This window comes from Serratia sp. DFXYC6, from assembly GCF_057196085.1.
The window spans coordinates 1511939-1528465 of the sequence record NZ_JBXUNV010000001.1 but is presented as its reverse complement, the minus strand read 5'-3'; the positions used below and the strand labels follow the sequence as shown (position 1 = coordinate 1528465).

General features: G+C 57.2%; 15 protein-coding genes and 1 riboswitch. Of the genes, 9 read left to right on the top strand and 6 right to left on the bottom strand.

All coding sequences use genetic code 11. From position 1 onward, the window contains the following. Positions 1-28 precede the first annotated feature (28 nt). Positions 29-104, bottom strand: a riboswitch (Fluoride riboswitch). A 175-nt stretch (positions 105-279) separates the two neighbouring features. From AC2CGQ_RS07385 to AC2CGQ_RS07375, 3 genes are all read left to right on the top strand, one after another. Then, positions 280-2160: a diguanylate cyclase domain-containing protein gene (locus AC2CGQ_RS07385; protein WP_015377872.1), complete on the top strand. Its 1881-nt coding sequence runs from the start codon at positions 280-282 to the stop codon at positions 2158-2160. Between the two features lie 71 nt (positions 2161-2231). After that, entirely contained in the window at positions 2232-3080 is an 849-nt protein-coding gene (locus tag AC2CGQ_RS07380; protein WP_088381578.1) for an AraC family transcriptional regulator, read from the top strand. Between the two features lie 53 nt (positions 3081-3133). Next, positions 3134-3541 (top strand): DUF2000 domain-containing protein, encoded by a 408-nt coding sequence (locus AC2CGQ_RS07375; RefSeq protein ID WP_049241007.1) that lies wholly within the window; start codon positions 3134-3136, stop codon positions 3539-3541. Positions 3542-3577: 36 nt separating this feature from the next. On the opposite strand, the gene AC2CGQ_RS07370 is transcribed toward AC2CGQ_RS07375, so the two are convergent. Continuing rightward, on the bottom strand, positions 3578-4447 hold the full coding sequence (locus AC2CGQ_RS07370) for a LysR substrate-binding domain-containing protein (RefSeq protein ID WP_172574720.1): 870 nt from the start codon (positions 4445-4447) through the stop codon (positions 3578-3580). A gap of 181 nt (positions 4448-4628) precedes the next feature. Here AC2CGQ_RS07370 and AC2CGQ_RS07365 point away from each other — a divergent pair, with 181 nt between their 5' ends. From AC2CGQ_RS07365 to AC2CGQ_RS07345, 5 genes are all read left to right on the top strand, one after another. Next, the gene (locus tag AC2CGQ_RS07365; RefSeq protein ID WP_254071073.1) at positions 4629-5801 is read left to right on the top strand and encodes an MFS transporter; all 1173 of its coding nucleotides are present in this window, start codon (positions 4629-4631) and stop codon (positions 5799-5801) included. A 17-nt stretch (positions 5802-5818) separates the two neighbouring features. Further along, positions 5819-6871 (top strand): NAD(P)/FAD-dependent oxidoreductase, encoded by a 1053-nt coding sequence (locus AC2CGQ_RS07360; protein ID WP_172574721.1) that lies wholly within the window; start codon positions 5819-5821, stop codon positions 6869-6871. 261 nt (positions 6872-7132) lie between these two features. After that, complete coding sequence (locus AC2CGQ_RS07355; RefSeq protein ID WP_015377878.1) at positions 7133-7450, top strand: cupin domain-containing protein; 318 nt, start codon at positions 7133-7135, stop codon at positions 7448-7450. 356 nt (positions 7451-7806) lie between these two features. Continuing rightward, the gene (locus tag AC2CGQ_RS07350) at positions 7807-8598 is read left to right on the top strand and encodes an AraC family transcriptional regulator (protein ID WP_004937878.1); all 792 of its coding nucleotides are present in this window, start codon (positions 7807-7809) and stop codon (positions 8596-8598) included. Between the two features lie 86 nt (positions 8599-8684). After that, a complete protein-coding gene (locus AC2CGQ_RS07345) occupies positions 8685-10220 on the top strand; it encodes a phospholipase D family protein (protein WP_166445113.1) in 1536 nt (511 codons plus the stop codon). A 267-nt stretch (positions 10221-10487) separates the two neighbouring features. Here AC2CGQ_RS07345 and AC2CGQ_RS07340 read toward each other — a convergent pair whose 3' ends face one another. The 4 genes from AC2CGQ_RS07340 to AC2CGQ_RS07325 form a co-directional block, all read right to left on the bottom strand. Further along, the gene (locus AC2CGQ_RS07340) at positions 10488-11030 is read right to left on the bottom strand and encodes an SLATT domain-containing protein (protein WP_484593541.1); all 543 of its coding nucleotides are present in this window, start codon (positions 11028-11030) and stop codon (positions 10488-10490) included. Between the two features lie 222 nt (positions 11031-11252). Further along, on the bottom strand, positions 11253-12194 hold the full coding sequence (locus tag AC2CGQ_RS07335; protein ID WP_015377886.1) for a sugar phosphate isomerase/epimerase family protein: 942 nt from the start codon (positions 12192-12194) through the stop codon (positions 11253-11255). A 10-nt stretch (positions 12195-12204) separates the two neighbouring features. Continuing rightward, the gene (locus AC2CGQ_RS07330) at positions 12205-13380 is read right to left on the bottom strand and encodes a Gfo/Idh/MocA family protein (RefSeq protein WP_277496892.1); all 1176 of its coding nucleotides are present in this window, start codon (positions 13378-13380) and stop codon (positions 12205-12207) included. Positions 13381-13446: 66 nt separating this feature from the next. After that, the gene (locus AC2CGQ_RS07325) at positions 13447-14370 is read right to left on the bottom strand and encodes a substrate-binding domain-containing protein (RefSeq protein ID WP_166445116.1); all 924 of its coding nucleotides are present in this window, start codon (positions 14368-14370) and stop codon (positions 13447-13449) included. A gap of 317 nt (positions 14371-14687) precedes the next feature. Between AC2CGQ_RS07325 and AC2CGQ_RS07320 the strand changes: the two genes are divergently transcribed. Then, positions 14688-15710 carry a LacI family DNA-binding transcriptional regulator gene (locus tag AC2CGQ_RS07320; protein ID WP_033633034.1) on the top strand — a complete coding sequence of 341 codons (1023 nt, stop codon included), beginning with the start codon at positions 14688-14690 and terminating at the stop codon, positions 15708-15710. Positions 15711-15744: 34 nt separating this feature from the next. Here AC2CGQ_RS07320 and AC2CGQ_RS07315 read toward each other — a convergent pair whose 3' ends face one another. Continuing rightward, positions 15745-16407: a hypothetical protein gene (locus AC2CGQ_RS07315; protein ID WP_166445118.1), complete on the bottom strand. Its 663-nt coding sequence runs from the start codon at positions 16405-16407 to the stop codon at positions 15745-15747. Positions 16408-16527: the final 120 nt, after the last annotated feature.

Sequence of the window (16527 nt, the reverse complement as noted above, 5' to 3'; positions counted from 1 at the left end):
CATACCTGCCTAAAAAATAAAGCGAAGTTGTATATCAGGCGTCATCATCCGGTTCGAGCGAACGCGGCGGTTGGGAAAGGTGGAACACCATCACCTTGTGAACGACTGTAGCGCAGCGCGGTGACAAACGCAACGCCTGGCAAAGCTGGCGAGAATGCGCAATCGGATTGATACTGAGTGAGTCTATGATGGACAAGGATATTTGCCGCTAATCGACGGAAACGCTGAACGGACTCACGTGGCTATGCCGGGTCCGTCGGTGACACAATGGGAGACAACATGCTCGAACCCTGCTTCCCCGAAAACGAAGCCGAACGCCTGTCGGTATTGCATTCGCTGAACGTGCTGGATTCAAACTCGGTGGAAAAACTGGATCGCATCACGCGGTTGGCGGCGAAATACTTCGGCGTGACCATCGCGCTGGTGTCGCTGATCGACCGGGATCGCCAATGGTTTTTATCGCGTTACGGTCTGGATGCCCGGGAAACGCCGCGCAATATCTCGTTTTGCGGCCATGCTATCTTGCAACGCGAAGCGCTGGTGGTGCCCGATACCGCCAAAGACCCGCGCTTTTTCGATAATCCGCTGGTGATTGGCGGGCCGCGGATCGGTTTTTACGTCGGGCAGCCACTGCTGTCGCTCGACGGGTTGCCGCTCGGTACCCTGTGCATTATCGACAGCCAGCCGCAGCCGTTTTCCCCGGAACAACTGGCTGACCTGCACGATTTCGCTGCCGTGGTGGAGGAGTATTTGCAGAGCATTGAACGCCACGTCTATACCGAAAACCTGAAGTCCAATCTGCAACGCTCGGAAGCCCTGTTCGAACAGACCTTCGCCCAGGCGGCGGTAGGGATGGCGCTGGTGTCGCTGCAGGGGTATTGGCTGCGGGTCAATCCGCGCATCTGCGAAATGTTGCGCTATTCCGAGCGCGAGCTGATGGATCGCACCTTTCAGGACATTACCTATCCGCTCGATCTCAACACCGATCTGGAAAAACTGCAGCAGCTGCTGAGAAACGAGATCAGCACTTACTCGCTGGAGAAACGTTATTTCCGCGCCGACGGCTCGATCATCTGGGTGCAGCTGACGGTGGCGTTAAACCGGCTGCCTAACGGCAAGCCGGACCATTTCATCTCGGTTATCGTCGATATCAGCGAGCGCAAGGCGGCGGAGGCCGATCTGTTCGCTCTGCAACACGAGCTGGAACAACGCGTCGAAATCCGCACGCGAGAGCTGAACGTGGTCGTCAAGAAACTCAACGAAGAGATTGAAACCCGGGTGCTCGCCGAATGTCAGCTCAGTGCGGAGAAGGAGCGTTTGCGCGCCATTACCGACAACATGCCGGCCTTAATCAGCCAGATCGACGGCAATGAACGCTACCTGTTCGCCAACAGCGCCTACAAAACCTGGTTCGGGCTGGAGGAGTCCAGTCTCAGAGAAATGACGGTGCGCGATTTCATGGGGGAAAGCGTTTATCGGATAGCAAAACCGATGATCGAACGGGCCCTCGCGGGCGAAATGGTGAGTTTCGAGAATGAGCTCCAGACCCAGAAGGGGTTGCTGATGATCCACACCACGCTGGTGCCGTGTGAAGCGCAGGGGTTTTACATTCTGTCGATGGACATTACCGAGTTGAAGCGGCTGCAGCAGCGGCTGGAATATGACGCAACCCACGACATGCTGACCGGATTGACCAATCGCCGCGCGTTTCTGCGCCGGTTGTCGGGCACGCTGCAGGCCTGTTGCCATCAGCGGCAGATGGCGCTGTTGTTTATCGATCTCGACGGGTTCAAAACCCTTAACGACAGCTATGGTCATGACTTCGGCGACGCGATCTTGAAGACATTCGCCACATTGCTCAGCGCCTGCGCCGGCGAGCACCACAGCGTCTCGCGCCTGGCCGGTGACGAGTTCACGGTGATCCTGTGGCCGTTGACGGATCCGCGGCGCGAAGTCAGCGAATTTTGCGAAAACGTGTTGGCGCAACTGGCCAAAATTACGCAGATCGGGCCGCAGAAGGTACGGCTTTCCGCCAGCATCGGCGCGGCCATTTCCCCATGCGGCGATGTGACGGAGGAGATGCTGCTGACCCGCGCCGACGGCGCAATGTATCAGGCGAAATCGGCCGGAAAGGGCACTTATGCCATCTGCGAGCTGTGAGCGTGCAACGGTGGCGGTCTCAGGGTAAGCTGTTTTTTCTTTTCCTGTGAGCAGAACTCCGGATTTATTGCATGGCGTCAAATCATCAACATACCGACTGGCTCGAACTGCGGCGCGATGACGAAACCGGTATCGAGAGCGTCAACGCCCACTTTCAGGGGCATGCCTACGATCCTCACGATCATGATGAAATGCTGGTGGGCGTCACGCAGCAGGGCTTGCAGCGTTTCAATTGCCACCGCTCGCTGCATACCAGCCGACCGGGGCGCGCCATGCTGATCGAGCCGGGCGCGGTGCACGATGGCCATGCGCCGCAGGCCGAAGGGTTTACCTATGCGATGCTTTATCTGCCGCAGCGCTGGGTCTCCGACGCGATGCAGCGCCGCGGATTGGGGGACGCCTCAGTGCTGGAAGGCGCCTTCCACAGCACGTTGACCGACGATCCGATGCTGGCGACCGCGATACAACAGGCTTTTTTTGCGTTGCATCAGAGGGAAGGCCGGCTGGCGCGCGATCAAAGCCTGGACCAACTGCTGACGCTTTTGGCGCGGCATATACGCGTCATGCCAACGTCCCAAAGCGATGACGCTTTGATTGAGATGAATCGTTTACGGGACTACTTGCATGAGCACATGGCGGATAATCCCAGTCTGGAGGAACTTGCGCTTCAGTGCGGCCTGGATCGTTTCCGTCTGACTCGCCAATTCACCCGCGCTTTCGGCCAGTCGCCACATGCTTACCTGATCCGGCTGAGGCTGCGTGCCGCGCGACTGTTACTGGCGCAGGGGGAAGAGCCGGCGCAGGTCGCCATGCAGGTCGGCTTTGCCGACCAGAGTCATTTGGGCCGCTGGTTCCGGCGCGCCTACCGTTTATCGCCGGCGGCCTATCAACGCCAGTGCACAAACGTTCTATACCGCTGACTCGCTCATCGCCGATGATGCGCTTTTAAGAGCACAACGGAGTAAAGCGAAACATGTTTGATACCAAGATAGCGTTTATCGTGCGTGACGATCTGCAAACCTGGCAGCGGCTGAACGTGGTGGCCTTTCTGGCGACGGGGATCGCCGCTGCGGCCCCGGAGATCATCGGCGAATGTTACGTGGATGCGGAAGGCAGACGCTACGGCGGCATTTCCGGGCAGCCGATGCTGATTTTCGCCGCGGATCTGCCGGGCCTGCAAAATGCGCATCGTAAAGGGCTGGAACGGGAATTGACGCTGATCCCCTATGTGCACGCCATGTTCTCGACCGGGCACGATGAAGCCAACCGGCAGGTTTTTCTCGCTGAAAACGCGGACAACCTGGACTTGGTCGGCCTGGCGCTGCGCGGGCCGAAGAAAGCGGTGGATAAGGCGATAAAAGGGCTGACGCTCCACGCCTGAGAATACCGTTAACGCGGTGCGCTTCCAATACGGCGCTTAGGCCTGGAACGTCTGCAGCCAGGCGGCGAATTTTCTCACGACCTCATCGTCCCGATCGCGCAGCAGCAGGGAGTAAACGCCGGTTCGGATAGTCAACGCCGGGAAAGGCGACACCAGCCGACCGGACGACAGATGTTTGGCGCAGAACAGGTAAGGTACGACGGCCAGCCCCAGGCCGTCTTCGGCCGCCTGAATGGCGGCGAAGGTATGGTCGAGCGTGAGCGGCGGCGGTGAGGCGTCCAGCGCCGTCGGGTAGGTATTCAGCCAGCTGTGCCATAAATCTTCCCGGGCGCGAATGCGGATGGCGGTATGCTCGCCAAGCTTGTCCGGCGCACTGACCGGCATGGCGCGCAAATAGCTCTGGCTGCAGACCAGCAAGCTGTCTTCCTGCAGGAAAGGGATCGCCTTCAGCCCGGAGAAGTGCGCGGGATCGCGCCGGATCGCCACGTCAAACGGCGTATTGCGATCGACGGCGCCGGTGCTGGTGGTGATATCAACCGCGATCCCCGGATGTATCTCATTGAATGCCGCCAGCTTTGGCATCAGCCAGTGCATGGTAAACGTCGGCAGGCTGTGCACTACCAGCCGCTGCCGGCCGGCGCTCGCTTTCAGCGCGCTTTCCGCTGCAAACAATTCGCTTATCACCCGAGACGCGGTGCGCGAAAAATTCTCACCGGCCGGCGTCAGCCGCACGGACTTGTGCGCGCGATAAAACAGCGTGATCCCCAGCTGTTCTTCCAGGCTGCGAATATGGCGGCTGACCGCGCCGGTGGTGAGAAACAGCTCATCCGCAGCGGCGCTGAAGCTGCCAAGACGGGCGGCGGCTTCGAATGCGGACAGGTGTGGCAGGGAGTGAACTTTTTTCATAGGTTGAGTTTAGCTCAACCAAATGAGGGACGAAAGATCGTTTGTCAGCCGTTGATTTTGCTCACTATTATGGCGCATCCTTCCCGCGTTGCCGAGTGCGCCATGTTAAGTTTCGTCCCGTCAGTTATCCGTGTTAGTCGAGTCATCCTCACCCATCGATGGACAGTGAGGCGGCGCTGAGATGCGAGCTTTCTTTCTGCTTTGCGTAAGCCGGGCAGGCCTCTGCCTGGGCACCATGATGTTCGCTGGCGCGCTGCCGACCATCAGGAGCGAGTGGCAGCTCGACGCCGCTTCGGCCGGCACGGTGCAGACGGTGTTCAGCCTGACCAACGCCCTGGCGCTGCTGGTGGCCTCCTGGTGGTGTGATTCGTTGGGCGCCCGCCGGGTTTATCTGCTGTTCTCCTGGCTGGGCGCCGCTGCGTTGATGCTGTTCGCCGTATTTGCCCATTCTTATCTCGGCGCGTTGATGTTGATGGCCTTCGTCGGTTTGACGCAGGGCGGGGCTTATACGCCGGCGCTGCTGTTGGCGATGGGGATGAACGGTCCGGCGCGGCGCGGTTATGCCATCGGCATGGTGCTGGCGGCCAGTTCGCTGGGGTATTTTCTGTCGGTTTTCATCGCCGGTTGGAGCGCCACGCGCTGGGGCGCCGGCGTGGCGTTTTCGCTGTGTGCCGCCGGTGCGTTACTGGGAGCGCTGGCGGGATCGTTGGCCCTGGTCGGTTATCGGGAACCGCAACCGCGCACGCTGGGGAGGAAGACGAAACGTGAAAGCTATGCTATCACCTACGCGACCCTGCTGTTGCTGATCGGGTATATCGCCCACAGCTGGGAGCTGCTCGGCAACTGGTCCTGGGCGCCCAGCCTGGTCAGCGAGGCGTTGAGCGGCTTCTCTCTGGATCCGCTCAGCGCCGGATTGATCGTCGCGGCGGTGATCCACCTGGCCGGCATGGTGGCTACATTGATTGTCGGCACCGTTTCGGACTATTTCAATCGCGCGTCGGTGCTGATGTTTATGGGCGCCGCCGGCGCATTGGGTTCGCTGTTGATGGGGTGGTCGGCGGACTGGGGGCCGGGCTGGACGCTGCTGCTCGTCAGCATCGGCAGTTTCTTCATCCTCGGCGACTCCGGCGTGCTGTCGGCTGCGATGGCGGACAACGTGCCGCCGCAACAGCTGGGCAGCGTGATGGGCTGGCGATCGTTGCTGGGGTTCGGTATTGGTTCGTTCGCCCCGTTATCCTTTGGCGTGGTGATGGATACCACCCACAGTTGGGGCGCGTCTTACGCCGTGCTGGCCTGCGGCGGCGGGGTAGCCTGTCTGGCGGCATGGCTGCTTTGGCGACAACATTTGAAATGAGGCACGGGCATCATTAAATGAATGGAACATCATCACGCATTGTTATCGTGGGCGCCGGGATTGTCGGGGCATCGATCGCCTATCATCTTGCGCGTCAGGGGCAGCGCGTTATCGTCGTTGAGCAGGCGTATCCTGCGGCGGGGGCCACAGGCAGCTCGTTCGGCTGGATCAGCGAAGGCGTGCCAGAGGGCGCTCCCGATGCGTTTCTGCGACGCGAGATCGTGGCTGACTGGATGCGCCTGACGCAGGAGATCCCGGAATTGTGGGTGAATTGGTCCGGCGCGCTCAGCTATGGTCAGGCACCGGCTACGCAAAACCCCGACAATCGGCGTCTGTCCTTAGCCGAGGTGATGGCGCTGGAGCCGGCGCTCGGGCGGCCCGATAGCCAGGCCTATTTTGCGGCGCGCGATGGCGCGGTCGATCCGCAAGAGGTGACACAGCGGCTGCTCGAACGGGTAGGCGCGTTGGGCGGCGAGTTGCTTCTGGGACGTGCGGTCAGCGGATTTCTGCGCGAAGCCGGTGGGCAGATAACCGGCATCGTTACCGATGAGGGCGCGATCGCCGCCGAACGGGTCGTGCTCGCCTGCGGTACGGGGATCTCGGCGCTGCTGGACGGCAGCGAATTCTCGTTGCCGATCGAGGCGTCGCCGGCAATTTTGTTGCGCTATCACGCGGCGGCGCAGGCGGTGAACACGCTGATTGCGGGCGACGACATTGAAGTGCGTCATGCGCAAAATGGCGATCTGCTCGCGGCGGAGGATTATCCCGCTGGCGGCAATGTCAAACGCGTGGAAGAGGACGCGCAATCGGCGATTCAAAACCGCCTGCACGGCTCGGCGCCATTGCAGCTGCAGACGTGTTCGGTGGGGCTGCGCCCCAGGCCGCGCGACGCTTATCCCATCCTCGGGCCGCTGGGCGCCACCTGTCTCTATGTGGCGGTGATGCATCCGGCCGTGATGTGCGCTCCGACTTTGGGGCGGCTGGTCAGCGACGAGCTGCTGCACGGCGTTAATCCCGCCATTCCTCGCGGCTACCGCCCGGCGCGATTCACTGATTGGGCTGCTGGATAATCTTTCCGACTATGGATTCACACCGTAATGCGCTCAACGTTGCAGCGGTTTTTTGCGCCGTCGGCGAGGCTCTTATATATTTATTAGCATGCCTGAGGCAGGTTAGGCATGAAACGGCGGTCGATCGGGCCGCTGCAAGTACGACAGTTAATCCGTTCGCCAAGAGGCTGCGAGCCTGTGCTTTCGGTAGGGACAGCCGCCAATCGTTTCTACGGCGACCGAAGGCGGAGCAGCTACTCACCGGTCACGAGGACACTTACCATGCATAAGAGAACACTGGCGTCACTGCATTACGAAAACATGCCTTACGATGGGGTACACTTTCACATTTTGAAACGGGAGACGCCTGGCCATACGGCGTTGCTGAAGCTGGATGCGGGCAGCCGGCAACCGGCGCGTTTTCATCCGGGCTGGGTGAAACTGATGGTGCTGAGCGGTGAACTGAAGGTTGACGATCAGACGTTGCAACCCCATGAGATGTTGATCATTCCTGCCAATACCGCTTATACGGTACAGGCCATCACGGAGGTGATTTGTCTGGCGATTTCCGAGCTGGACGGCGCCGAGTTGGCCCGTTAATGAGATAACAACGTTGGATGGAGGAGAGCCTAGGCGCTCTCCCTATCCCTTCAGCAGTAAGCCGTCCCCCAGGCCGAGCTACCTGCTGATTGATGCGTACACCTCCTGATTATGCCACCGCGCTTTCCCTCTCCATCACTTTCGGCCGCGTCGCCCCCGCAACGAGCCGCCGTCGCGCAGCGCATGCGCAACGTCATCGCCTCCGTTTTACGCAGAACGATGAAATTTTGGTGTAAATAGTGAGTTTCTTCGCATAAGGCCCCTGGTGTGGCTTGCGAGAACGTCACTATATGGAGGATCATGCGCTCCCTCTATCAAATAAAAGACATTCGCGTTATCAAAAGGGACAAACGATCATGGGATTCGAAGTCGACAACGCCGAAACGAAACGCATTGACCTCAGCAGCCACGAAAACTCCTCGTTCGAGGTGACGGGGCTGGTGAAACACTATCCGGCGGGCTTCGTCATTCCTTACCACTCGCATAAACGCTGTCATTTGCTCTATTCGCAACAGGGCGTTATGGCGGTCGAGGCGAGCAGCGGTCGCTGGATCGTGCCGCCCACCACCGCGGTTTGGTTGCGGCCGGGGGTAGAACATCAGATCGTCATGCAGAGCAACATCTGCGTTTACGGGATTTTGGTCGATGAAATCACCGCCGCGCGTTTGCCGCTGCGCGACGGCGTATTACAGGTTTCACCGCTGTTGCGAGAACTGATCGCCCAGCTGGCGACGCTGGCGCCTGAAGGGGCGGAGACCAAACGCAATGCGCTGCTCAGAGCGTTGTTCCTGGAGGAGCTGAGCCTGCAGCCGCAGCTGGCGCTGCATCTGCCTTGGCCGGTAGAGGCGAGAATGGCCGAAATTTGCCGGCAGTTGGTCATCACGCCGGCCGACGAACGCGGTATTGAGGCCTGGGCCGATTCACTGTCGATCAGCGTAAAGACCTTTCAACGCCATTTCAGCCAACAAACCGGCATCACCTTCGGCCAGTGGAAACAACGCCTGCGGCTGCTGTCGTCCATTCCGCTGCTGCTGGCCGGCAACTCGATCATCCACGCCGCCTTCGAAAGCGGTTACGAGAGTCACAGTGCCTATTCGGTGGCGTTCAAAAAACTGTTTGGCGTTTCGCCTTCGCGCTTTACGCTATAGCCTTATGGCATAGCGCGCTTCTCCTATAGATTGAAGCAACCTAATGACGTATAAAGCAAAGCAGTCAACCTCCGAGGCCGCGTCCCGTGATAAAAATTGTCGTGTATCTGATTCTCGCCGTGACGGTCGCCATTATTGCGGCAAGAGTCCTCTTTCGTTTGCCGGATATTTCGCAGCGTCTGCCGCAGGCGGCGTTGCCGGCGGATCCTGCCGCGCTATTGCCGGCGCGAGCCGCCGAACTGATGGTGGCGCATCCCGGCCTGAGCGGCGTGGTGCCGCTGGTCAGCGGGCACGATGCATTCGCCAGCCGCCTGGCGCTGGCGCGAATGGCGGAAAGGTCGATCGACGCCCAGTATTACATCTGGCATAACGATACCTCCGGGCAGATCCTGCTGAAAACCCTGTATGACGCCGCCCAGCGCGGCGTGCGCGTGCGGCTGCTCTTGGACGATAACGGCGTCGCCATGGACGAGACCCTGGCGGCGCTGAACGCCCAGGAAAACGTCGAGATCCGTCTGTTCAACCCATCAACCGTGCGCACGCCGAAGTTGGCCGGCTACGCCTTTGACTTTATGCGCATGAACCGGCGCATGCATAACAAGTCTTATATCGTCGATGGCGCTGTGGCGATCATCGGTGGCCGCAACATCGGCGACGAGTATTTCCAGGTCGGCGACGAAAACTATTTCCTCGATCTCGACGTGTTGAGCGTCGGTAACGTGGTGGCGGAAACCGCCGAGGTCTTCGATCGCTACTGGAACAGTGCTTCGGTGTTTGGCGTTGAGCAAATTATCCGAGGCAAAGGCAATCTTTCTGCTTTCCTGACGCAGGCCACCGCGACCGAAAGCAGTGACCGGGCTCGCAAACTGGCGGTGCAGCTGGAAACCAGTGCGGTGCGCTTTCGCGATGGTGCCGTGCAGCCGGAATTCACCCAGGTCGAGCTGGTGGCCGACGATCCGGCGAAGGGATTGGGCAAAGCGTCGCGCGATCGTTTGATGGTGACGCAGCTCAGCAAGATCATCGGCGGCGTCAACCAGCAGTTGGAGCTGGTCTCCGCCTATTTCGTGCCGGGCCGGGAAGGGGCGAGCTTTTTTGAATCGCTTGCCAAACAGGGGAAATCCATCCGTGTGCTGACCAACGCGATGAACACCACCGACGTGCTGGTGGTCCATGCCGGTTACGCCAAATACCGGCGTGAGCTGCTGAAGGCGGGCGTCGAGCTGTTCGAGCTGAAATTGCGCGCCGGCCAACCGACGGGGCGCAAGGAGCTCAAACCGCTGGGGCTGTCCGGCGCGGCGCTGCACGCGAAAACCTTCGCCATCGACGATAAGCGGGTGTTTATTGGTTCGTTCAATTTCGATCCACGCTCGGCGCACCTGAACTGCGAAATGGGCTTTTTGATCGACAGCCCGACGCTGGCGGCCGACACCCGCCAACTGTTTGATGGCCCGCTCGAGTACGCTGCCTATCGGCCGACATTGACGCCCAAGGGTAAAATGGTGTGGAACGAAGCCTTCGAAGACGGCCACACCGAGGTGCACCAGCAAGAACCCGGCGCCGGCTGGGTAAAACGCATCGTTCTCTCCGTGGCCGGCTGGCTGCCGATCGAGTGGATGTTGTAAGGGGAAAGGTTCGCAGAGTTTGGTTGGCAAGTCTTGAACGCATAAAACTTGCCGATTAATCATTACGGCAACAAATTATTTTAGTAGAAAAGGCTGTATTATTTTTGTGTATCCTAATACATCGGAAATAACCACAAATACAAATATGGTCAGAAAAGAAGGGAATATGTACTGCATTGATACTGTCATTTTTAACCAGAAGCGAATAATTCTATGCCAAATGTTTTTTCTAAACCAGTTGATGTCCGTTTTCTCTAAGTCTTTCATTTATATTGTGTTTTTAACGAAATGGTAATCCTGATCGCTATGGTTTTCGCTGTTTCTCAGGCATTCACGATATCTTTTGTTGTAATCGTTTAGTACATTCTTCGTGATGTTTTCACCATCTCTCTGGCTAAGGGCGATAATGTCCTTAAGTTCTCTGGAGAGATCTTTCACTAAATCAGCACAGACTGTCATTTCTTTCGCTCTAATGGAGTATTTCGCGGTTGAAATGAGAACTGAGTATACAAGGATTGCGACAGCAAAGAATATCTGCAACGTACTTAACACGTTGTTGCTATAGTGTAATTTTATATCAGAAAATTGAATTAGTGGCAAAAAAATCAATGCAAGGGAAATAATTATAGATGTTATAAATGTATATGTGTTCAATGATTCTAATCGTTTACCTGCCTGGAATCTTGCGTCAATGGTAATTCGCATTGAATGATATAAGTTATTGGCATTCATTAATAATTCATCTTGTTGTTCACCACGTACACTATTCTTATCGGAGTGGTTGGCTGAGTCGATGTCAATTAGTTTCATTATTGCTCTGATTGGTTGTTACTTATACATTAAACAGGGAGGATATTGTATTATTTATTCCTTGTAATAGGTACATGTTTTACATGAGAAAAGTTAGTTTCATTTGATAACAAAAATACCGTGATAATTTAATCATAGCCCCTTTGAAAAGGGGCATGTTGAATATCAGAACAGAGATTGTAACGATAGAAAGCGCAGCGAACGCAACCGCTGCGCCCGGTGTTACCGGCTGATCGTCTGCTGCAGCGCCTGAACGGAAGAGTCGATGCCGGCATCGACCGACATGGTCAAGTCTTCCATTTCCAGCGACACCCAGTCGTTGTAACCCATCATGCGCACCACCGAGAAGAATTCCTTCCACCACTGCAGATCCCGGCCGCAGCCGACGGCGACATAGTTCCAGGCCCGGCCAGCTACCTCGTCGATCGGTTTGGTCTCCAGCAGCCCGTTGATCTCGACGACGCCGCGTTCCAGGCGCACGTCCTTGCCGTGTACATGGTGAATGGCGGGGCCGAGGGCGCGGGCCACCGCGATGGGATCCGCGCCCATCCAGATCAAGTGGCTGGGATCGAGGTTCAAGCCCACCATTGGGCCAACGGCCTCGCGCAGCCGGAACAGCGTTTCCGGGTTCCACACCAGCATGGCGCTGAAGTTTTCCAGCGCAAAGCGCTCGACGCCGCACGCTTTGGCTCGGGCGACCAGCGCCTGCCAATAGGGGATCGCCACCTCATTCCATTGATAGTCCAGACAGTTTTTCACCGTAGGCGGCCAGCTGACGGTATAGGTGATCCAGTTGGGGATGGTGTCATGCGGGCTGGCCGGCGGCAGGCCGCTCATCATCACGATCTTCTTCACCCCCAGCAGGCCGGCCAGCTCCAGCGTATTGTCGGTTTGGCGCAGATGACGCTGCCCCAGCTCGCCCGGATCGAGCGGATTGCCGGAGACATTGAGCGCGGCGATCTCCATGCCGCGGCTGGCCAGCGCTTCCTGCAGCTGCCGGCGTTTGGCGGGGTTGGCCAGCAGTTCCTCGGTATCCAGATGGGGCGCCGGGGACCAACCGCCGGTGGTCATCTCCACACCGCGCACCCCCAGCTCCAGCAGCCGATCCAGCATCGGCTCGAAGGGTAAATGGCCCAGGCTGTCGGTACAGAACGAAAGTTTCATGGTGCTTTCCTTATTGGTAATTAACCCAGGTGGCGCCGTTGTCGGCGGAACGAACGCAGTTTTCAATCCAGCGCACGCCTTCCAATCCGGCATCGATATCCGGATAGATCAGCGCGGCCAGCGTCTGTAGATCGCCGCGCTGACTGGCGCTGATGGCGATGGCGAACTTGAGGTAAATATTGGCCCAGGATTCGGCCAGCCCTTCGGTATGCAGCGCGCCGAGCCGCTCTTCCGCCAGGGCGCTGTCGTCCAGATAGGGCATGCCGTGGTGCAGCGTCTGGCTGGGCCGCCCCTGGATCTCATAGCGTAATTCGCCGGGTGTGGAATCACTCCATTGCAGGCTGGCGCGTGAGCCCACCACGCGGATGCTTTGGCTGTCCATCGCGCCCGCGTTGATGGCGGAGGCCCACATGCGCCCGACGGCGCCGTTTTCGTAGTGCATCAGCACCATGGCATTGTCTTCCAGCGGGGCGCGGGAACGGATAAAGCTCTGGCGATCGCACAGCAGGGAGGCAATTTTCATGTCGGGCATGACCAGCTGTGAGATGTAGAAGGTGTGGGTAGAGATGTCGCCCAGCACAAAGGAGGGGCCGGCGATTTTCGGATCGACGCGCCACTTTTGCGCCTCGAACGTGTCCGCGCTTTCATTGGCGTTGAAGCCATGGGTGTACTGCAATTCGACCATGCGTATTTCGCCGATGTCGCCGTTCGCGATCATGGCGCGCATCTGCATCAGCAGCGGATGGCCGGAGAAGCCGTAGGTTACGCCGACGATCAGGCCTTTCTCCGCCGCCAGCGCCTTGATTTCTCTTGCCTCCGCCGTGGTAAAGAACAGCGGCTTTTCACAGATGACATGCAGGCCGGCACTCAGCGCGGCGCGCGTAATTTCATAGTGGGTGCCGTTGGGGGTGGCGATGGTCACCACCTCAACGCCATCTTCGCGGTTAGCTTCTTGCTCCAGCAGCTGTTGATAGTCGTCATAGCAGCGTTCGGCGGGCACACCGAGATTGACGCCAAACTCACGTCCGCGCGCCGCGTCGATATCAAAAGCGCCGGCAACCAGCCGATAGGCGGTATTGTCGCGCAGTGCGCCGGAACGATGCTTGTAGCCCACCTGGCTGAGGCGGCCGCCGCCGATCATCGCCCAACGCAGCGGGCGAGGGATGCTTCTTTCACCATTTAACATGCTGACTCCTGATATTGTGGTATTGCACTCGGGTGCAAAACGGGTTTAAAAGAGAGTGGCAACGGTTTATTTCTGGTTCATCTGTGCAAATTGCGGGTAGTTTTCTCGCGTCACGGTGGCATAAGGCACCCAGTTGTAATACTCGGTTTTGGCGCGATCCAACATCGCTCGGGTCACTTGCACCGCGCCGATCGCCTGGGCTTTGGCATCCTGGAAAATGGTCACCGCCAGGTCGCCATTTTTGATAAATTGCAGGCCGTCGGGCGTGCCGTCGATACCGGCAACCAGTACGCCGTTCTTTTTGGCCTGCTTCAGCGCCATGATCGCGCCGATGGCCATCTCATCGTTGTTGGCGGCGATCGCATCGATCGGTACGCCGTTCAGCAACCAGCCGGAGACCACGTCGACCGCTTCATTGCGCTGCCATTTGGCGGTCTGTTTCTCTACCACCTTCAGGTCTTTGTGTTTGGCGATCACCGCTTCCACCGCGCGGGTGCGTTCACGGGTTTCTTCGTTGGAGAGGGCGCCCATCAGGATCGCCACGTTGCCGCGGTAATTCATTTTTTTCGCCAGGGCCTCCATCTGCAGGCGGCCGCTGAGCACCGAATCGGAGCCGACGTAGGCCGTCGCGCCGCTCAGCGGCACTTCGGGTTTACGGTTGACGAAGATAAGGGGGATAGCGGCGCGTTTGGCGGCCGCTATCATCGGCTGGACGCCTTGCGTATCAACCGGGTTGAGGATAATGGCGTCCACGCCCTGATTAATCAGATCGTCTACCTGCTGCACCTGCAGGGCGACATCGCCTTTGGCATCGACGAACTGGCCTTGCAGCTGTTGCGCAGCCAGTTCTCGCGCCATTTGGCTGCGCAGGATGGAGACGAAGTTGAGATCGAAATTGGCCAGCGCCACGCCGACCTGATAGCTCTTGGCCTGAGCGGTCACGACAAACAGCGAGCAGGTTAACATCAACAGCAGTCTGGTTTTTTTCATTACGGTATCCTGTTGAGAAGAGAGGTGTTATGTAAAAACAGCGTTTTTGCAACCGGGTGCAAATCAGAAGAAAAAACGGCGATGAGTCTCTGAATGCCACCGTGAATGTCGGCCATGGATAAAATTTGGTCAACAGGGGGAAGGTAAAAATAGCGCGGACGATCACAAACTCTTTACGTTTTGCACCCGGTTGCACAGCAAATTGCAATCGGGTGCAAAAACGATACATAATTGCAGCAGATATGCCGGCAGGCGCTTAGGGGATCTGAGCGAGCAGGGTATAGTTTAACTTCACCGAAGCAGGGATCGACGCAACCATGAAAAAACACCACAAAGCCACCGCCAGCGACGTCGCCGAAAAGGCTGGCGTCTCTAAATGGACGGTATCGCGCGCCTTTACGCCCGGCGCGTCGATCTCGGACAGCGCGCGTGATAGCGTGTTGGCGGCGGCGGCCGAGCTGGGCTATCGGCCAAACCTGCTGGCGCGCAGCCTGTCGCAAAAACGCACGCACATCATTGGCGTGGCCATCGACGAGATGAAGAACCCGCATTCGATGATGATGCTCGATATGGTCACCAAACAGCTGCAAACTCGCGGTTATATGGCGCTGCTTCTGAACATCACTGCGGGGGAAAACTACCGGGCGGTGATGGCGATGGCCGATCAGCTGCAGGTCGATGGCATTTTGTTCCTGGCGACGGTGTTAACCAAAGAGTGGGCGGCGATCGCGCAAGATCTGCATCAGATCCCGCTGGTGCAGGTATGTCGCAATACGGAAAGCGAACACATTGATGTGGTCAATATCGACGGCTACCGCGCCGGCGAAGAGATCGCTGCGCTGCTGATAGAACAAGGGCATCGGCGCTTTGGTTACATGAAGGGGCCGGACACGCAAAGCAGCCATTTGCTGCGCATGGAAGGCTACCGCGACAGGCTGATGGCCGCCGGCTTTCGGCTGGATCGGGTGCTCACCGCCGGCCACTACGATCGCCAACGCGGTTTCCAGCTGATGAGCGAATACCTGCAGGCAACGCCGGAAAGCGAGCGGATTGAGGCGCTGTTCTGCGAGAACGACGTGCTGGCGCTGGGGGCGCTCGAAGCGCTCAGGCAAACGGCGCCGTCGTCCGCGATGGCCGTGGTGGGCTTCGACGATATCGATGAGGCCGGCTCAGCCAATTGGGCGTTGACCAGCTATAGCCAACGCATCGACCGGCTGGTTGAAGAAGCCTTGAATCGCCTGATCGACAATCGCGCCACGGCAGACGGCGCCTGGCGGCATGGGGAGCTGCGGGTTCGGCGGTCGCATGTGAAGCAAGACAGAATTCAGATCGCTGATTGAGCTCATGGCGGATAACATTTCCGCCATGCAAAAATTATGGCGTTTCATCCGGCACTGAGATAAGCCAGGGTGTAGCTGAGCCATTTTTTATGGCTTCAATATAATTTTCTGCCAAAATCTGATTTTTTGCAGATATTTCACAGAACATTACCAGCTGGCCGAATAGTTCAGTATCATCATTGATTTCATTAGGGATTGCTTCCGGAACGAATGTAACTGCGCGTTTAGACAACGTTCGCACGGTGAATTTTTTACCAATGACAGGTAGGTCATCAAACGCATTAACACCTATCTCAAGTGAATTTAGAGAGGGTGAGTAGACGGCATACCAAGATTTTTTATAGCAAAAAATGTCGCTTTTGAATTCTGGCATTTCTTTGAAATCAATTGAGTTTTCCGTTTTTATTCGCTTTATGGCAGCTAATATATACTTTTTCGTTGAGTATACATCCTTGATTAAGATGGCAACACATAAAGAAAAAAAGCCTGCTGCAATAAAAGAAAATATGGCAATCAGAATGCTAGTGCCAGAAAGGTCTGAATTTAATAAGAAAATTATAACAATGCCGATAACTAGAGAGAAGGATATATTTATCAACCCATCTTTGCTTTTTATTTCCTTCTTGAACTTCACTATAAAATAAATTAATGCAACAAAGACTAAACCATAAAAAAAGAGTAGTGACCGATCGGGCATGATTCCATTCGCCAAAAAATTGATATTACGTTTAATTTATAGTAATGGTTTAAAATAAGCAATGTCAGGTTTGATTTTCAACCGTTATGGCAGGAGTCACATCAACTCAAATCTGACCCT